2 protein-coding genes are annotated in these 4392 nt (G+C 73.5%); both read right to left on the bottom strand.

The window, feature by feature from the left end; all coding sequences use genetic code 11:
• On the bottom strand, nucleotides 1-3105 hold a 3105-nt coding region (locus KN815_RS38265), incomplete at its 3' end, for a type I polyketide synthase (protein ID WP_253209490.1).
• Nucleotides 3106-3146: 41 nt separating this feature from the next.
• A partial coding sequence (locus KN815_RS38260; RefSeq protein WP_216346418.1) for a type I polyketide synthase occupies nucleotides 3147-4392 on the bottom strand: 1246 nt, incomplete at its 5' end.

The raw sequence follows: 4392 nt of genomic DNA, 5'->3' as shown, positions 1-4392 counted from the left end.
CAGCGAGCGGCGGCCGGTCTCGTCCGGGGCGCCCACGGACACCTGGAGCTGGACGCCGCCCTGCGGGGGCAGCACCAGCGGGGCCTGAAGGGTCAGCTCCTCCAGGACGTCCGCGCCGACGTGGTCACCGGCGCGGATGGCCAGCTCCACGAAGGCGGTGCCGGGCAGCAGCACGGTGTCCATGACGGCGTGGTCGGCCAGCCACGGGTGGGTCTGGAGGGACAGCCGGCCGGTGAAGAGGAACCCGGCGGCGTCGGCGAGCGACACGGCGGCGCCGAGCAGCGGATGGTCGGCCGAGCCGAGTCCGGCGGCGGTGACGTCGCCGGTCCAGGGGCCGGGCGGCTCGGGCCAGTACAGCTCGCGCTGGAAGGCGTAGGTGGGCAGTTCGACGCGGCGGGCGCCGGAGCCCTCGAAGACCGCGGCCCAGTCGACGGCCACGCCGTGGACATGGGCGCGGGCGAGCGCACCGGCCAGGGCGGTGGCCTCGGGGCGGTCGCCGCGCAGCATGGGGACGAACACGGCGCCGTCGGAGGTGACGCAGTCCTGCGCCATGGCGGAGAGCACCCCGTCGGGGCCCAGCTCCACATAGGCGCCGACGTCGTACTCCTCCAGCCGGCGGATGCCGTCGGTGAAGCGGACCGCCGCGCGGACGTGCCTCACCCAGTAGTCGGGCGAGCAGATCTCGTCGGCGGAGACCGAGCCGCCGGTCAGGTTGGAGATGATGGGGATGACCGGCGGGGCGTAGGTCACCTGCTGGGCGACCTCGCGGAAGGCGTCCAGCATGCCGTCCATGCGGGGCGAGTGGAACGCGTGGCTGACGGTGAGCCGCTTGGTCTTACGGCCCCGCTCCTCGAAGCCTTCCGCGATCTCCACGGCCGCGTCCTCGTCACCCGCGATGACGACCGACGTCGGGCCGTTGAGCGCGGCGATGGACACCCGCTCGGTGAGCAGCGGCGCCACCTCGTCCTCGGCCGCCTGGATGGCGATCATCGCGCCACCGGCGGGCAGTTCCTCCATCAGCCGGCCACGGGCGGCCACCAGCTTCGCCGCGTCGGCGAGCGACAGCACGCCCGCCACATGGGCGGCGGCCAGTTCGCCGATGGAGTGGCCGACGAGGAAGTCGGGCCTCACACCCCAGGTTTCCAGCAGCCGGAACAGCGCCACTTCGAGGGCGAACAGCGCGGGCTGGGTGTAGCCGGTGCGGTCCAGCAGTCCGCTGTCGTCGCCGAACATCACCTCGCGCAGCGGCTGCTCAAGGTGCTGGTCGAGTTCGGCGCACACCTCGTCCAGGGCGCGGGCGAAGGCCGGGACGGCCGCGTACAGCTCACGGCCCATTCCGGTGCGCTGGCTGCCCTGGCCGGTGAAGAGGAACGCGACCTTGCCCTCGCCGACCTCGCCGCGCACGACGCCGCCCGCGGGGGCGTCCTCGGCCAGCTCGGCCAGTCCGCGCAGCACTTCCTCGCGGCCGCCCTCGCCCGCGAGGACCACGGCCCGGTGGTCCAGCGCGGCGCGGGTGGTGGCCAGCGAGTGGGCCAGGTCGGCCAGGCCGAGGCCCGGCTCGTCCCGCAGACGGGCGGTGAGCCGCTCGGCCTGGGCGCGCAGCGCCGCCGCGCTCTGCGCGGACACCAGCACCGGCACCAGACCGCCGACGCCGGTCCACTCCGAGGGCGGCGCGCCATCGCCATCGGGGGCCTCGCGGTCCTCGGCGGGCGCCTGCTCGATGACGGTGTGCGCGTTGGTGCCGCTCACACCGAAGGAGGAGATGCCCGCGCGGCGCGGCTGGCCGGTCTCCGGCCACGGGGTGTTCTCGGTGAGCAGGGAGACGGCACCGGCCGTCCAGTCCACGTCCCGGGAGGGCGCGTCGACATGCAGGGTCCTGGGCAGCACACCGTGCTCGATGGCCTTGACCATCTTGATGATGCCCGCGACACCGGCCGCGGCCTGGGTGTGGCCGAAGTTGGACTTGATCGAGCCGAGCCACAGCGGGCGGCCCTCGGCCCGGTTCTGCCCGTACGTGGCGAGCAGGGCCTGTGCCTCGATGGGGTCGCCGAGGCTGGTGCCGGTGCCATGTGCCTCGACGGCGTCCACCTGGGCCGGGGTGAGCCGGGCGTCGGTGAGCGCCTGGCGGATGACGCGCTGCTGGGACGGGCCGTTGGGCGCCGTCAGACCGTTGGAGGCGCCGTCCTGGTTGATGGCCGAGCCACGGACGATCGCCAGCACGGGGTGGCCGTTCTTGCGGGCGTCCGACAGCCGCTCGACGAGCAGCATGCCGACGCCCTCGCCCCAGCCGGTGCCGTCCGCGCCGTCGGCGAACGCCTTGCAGCGGCCGTCGGGCGCCAGGCCCCGCTGGCGGCTGAAGTTGATGAACGCGCGCGGGCTGTTCATCACCGTGACACCACCGGTGAGCGCCAGCGAGCACTCGCCGCCCCGCAGTGCCTGGATGGCCAGGTGCAGCGCCACCAGCGACGCCGAGCACGCGGTGTCGACGGTGAGCGCCGGGCCCTCGAGACCGAAGGTGTAGGAGATCCGGCCGGAGATGACGCTGGCCGCGTTGCCGGTGAGCAGATACTGCTCCACGCCCTGCGGCAGCGTGTGCATCAGCTCCGGGTAGTCCTGGCCGTTGGTGCCGACGAAGACACCGGCCTTGCTGCCGCGGAGCGTGGCCGGGTCGATCCCGGCCCGTTCGAACGCCTCCCAGGACGTCTCCAGCAGCAGCCGCTGCTGCGGGTCCATGCCGAGGGTCTCGCGCGGGCTGATCCCGAAGAACGCGGCGTCGAACTCGCCCGCGCCCTCCAGGAATCCGCCCTTGTCGGTGTAGCTGGTGCCCTGCTGGTCGGGATCGGCGTCGAAGAGCGCGTCGGTGTCCCAGCCGCGGTCCGTGGGGAAGTCCGCGATGGCGTCGCCGCCCGCGGCCACGAGCTCCCAAAGCTGCTCCGGAGACGTGACGCCACCAGGGAACCGGCAGCTCATGCCGACGATCGCGATCGGCTCAGGCTCCTGCGACTCGACCTCGCGAAGACGCTGCCGCGTCTGGTGCAGATCGGCAGTTACCCGCTTGAGGTAGTCGAGGATCTTGTCCTGATCCGCCATTGGAGTCTCACCCATGCTTCTCGTCACAAACCTTGCGCCCGGGGACCTTCAGATCCTCAGATTCCGAGTTCCTTGTCGATGAAGGCGAAGACCTCGTCGGGCGTCGCCTCCTGCAACTTCTCCGTCACGGTCCCGCTCTCGCCGTCCGCCGCCTCGGCCTCGGCCGTACGGGGCTCCGCCCACTTCGCCGCGAGATCCCGCAGCCGGGCCGCGATGTCGTCCCGTGCCTCGCTGTCGGGGTCCAGGACGGACAGCGCGGACTCCAGCGCGTCGAGCTCCGCGAGCCCGGGGGCGGCGGCCGTACCGCCGTCGCCCACGATCCGGCCGCACAGGAACTCGGCGAGGACCGCCGGGGTCGGGTAGTCGAAGACCAGCGTGGCGGGCAGCTTCTGCCCGGTGGCGGCGGTCAGCCGGTTGCGCAGCTCCAGCGCGATGAGCGAGTCGAAGCCCAGCTCCTTGAACGCCCGCCCGGCGCCGACCTCGTCGGTCGAGGGGTGGCCGAGCGCGGCGGCCGCGTTGGTGCGCACGACCTCCAGGACGACCACGGACTGCTCGGCCCGGGAGATCCCGGCCAGCCGGTTGCGCAGCGCGTCCGCCGGGGACCCGTCCGAGGCCGTACCGGGCTCACCGGCCGTGCCGCCGGTCTCCCGCAGCCGCCGGACCTCGGGCAGTTCGCCGATCAGCGGGCTGGGGCGGACCGCCGTGTAGCCGTAGGCGAAGCGGTCCCACTGGATGTCGGCGACGGCCACGACCGTGTCGGCGTGGTCCAGGGCCCGCTGGAGCGCGGTGATGGCCGCGTGCGGCGCCATCGCCGGGACACCGCCCCGGTCCAGCCGCTCGCCGATGGCCCCGTCGGCGGCCAGCCCCGTCTCGCCCCAGCGGCCCCAGGCCACCGAGGTGGCGGGCAGGCCCTGGGCGCGACGCTGTTCGGCCAGTGCGTCGAGATAGGCGTTGGCCGCCGCGTAGTTGCCCTGTCCGGCGTCGCCGAGGGTGCCGGCGATACCGGAGAACAGCACGAACGCGGACAGCTCCAGATCGCGGGTCAGCTCGTGCAGATGGCGCGCCGCGTCGGCCTTGGGGCCGAGGACGGTGGCGAACCGCTCCGGGGTGAGCGCGTCCAGGACACCGTCGTCCAGAACGCCCGCGGCGTGCATGACCGCGGTGAGCGGCTGGTCGGCCGGGATGGCGGCCAGCAGCGTCTCGACGGCCTTGCGGTCGGCCACATCACACGCGGCGACGGTCACCTTGGCGCCCAGTTCGGCCAGTTCGTCGCGCAGCTCGGCCGCGCCCGGGGCCTCCAGG

The organism is Streptomyces niphimycinicus (assembly GCF_018883605.1).
GTDB lineage: Bacteria > Actinomycetota > Actinomycetes > Streptomycetales > Streptomycetaceae > Streptomyces > Streptomyces niphimycinicus.
This window is presented reverse-complemented; position numbering and strand designations above follow the sequence as displayed.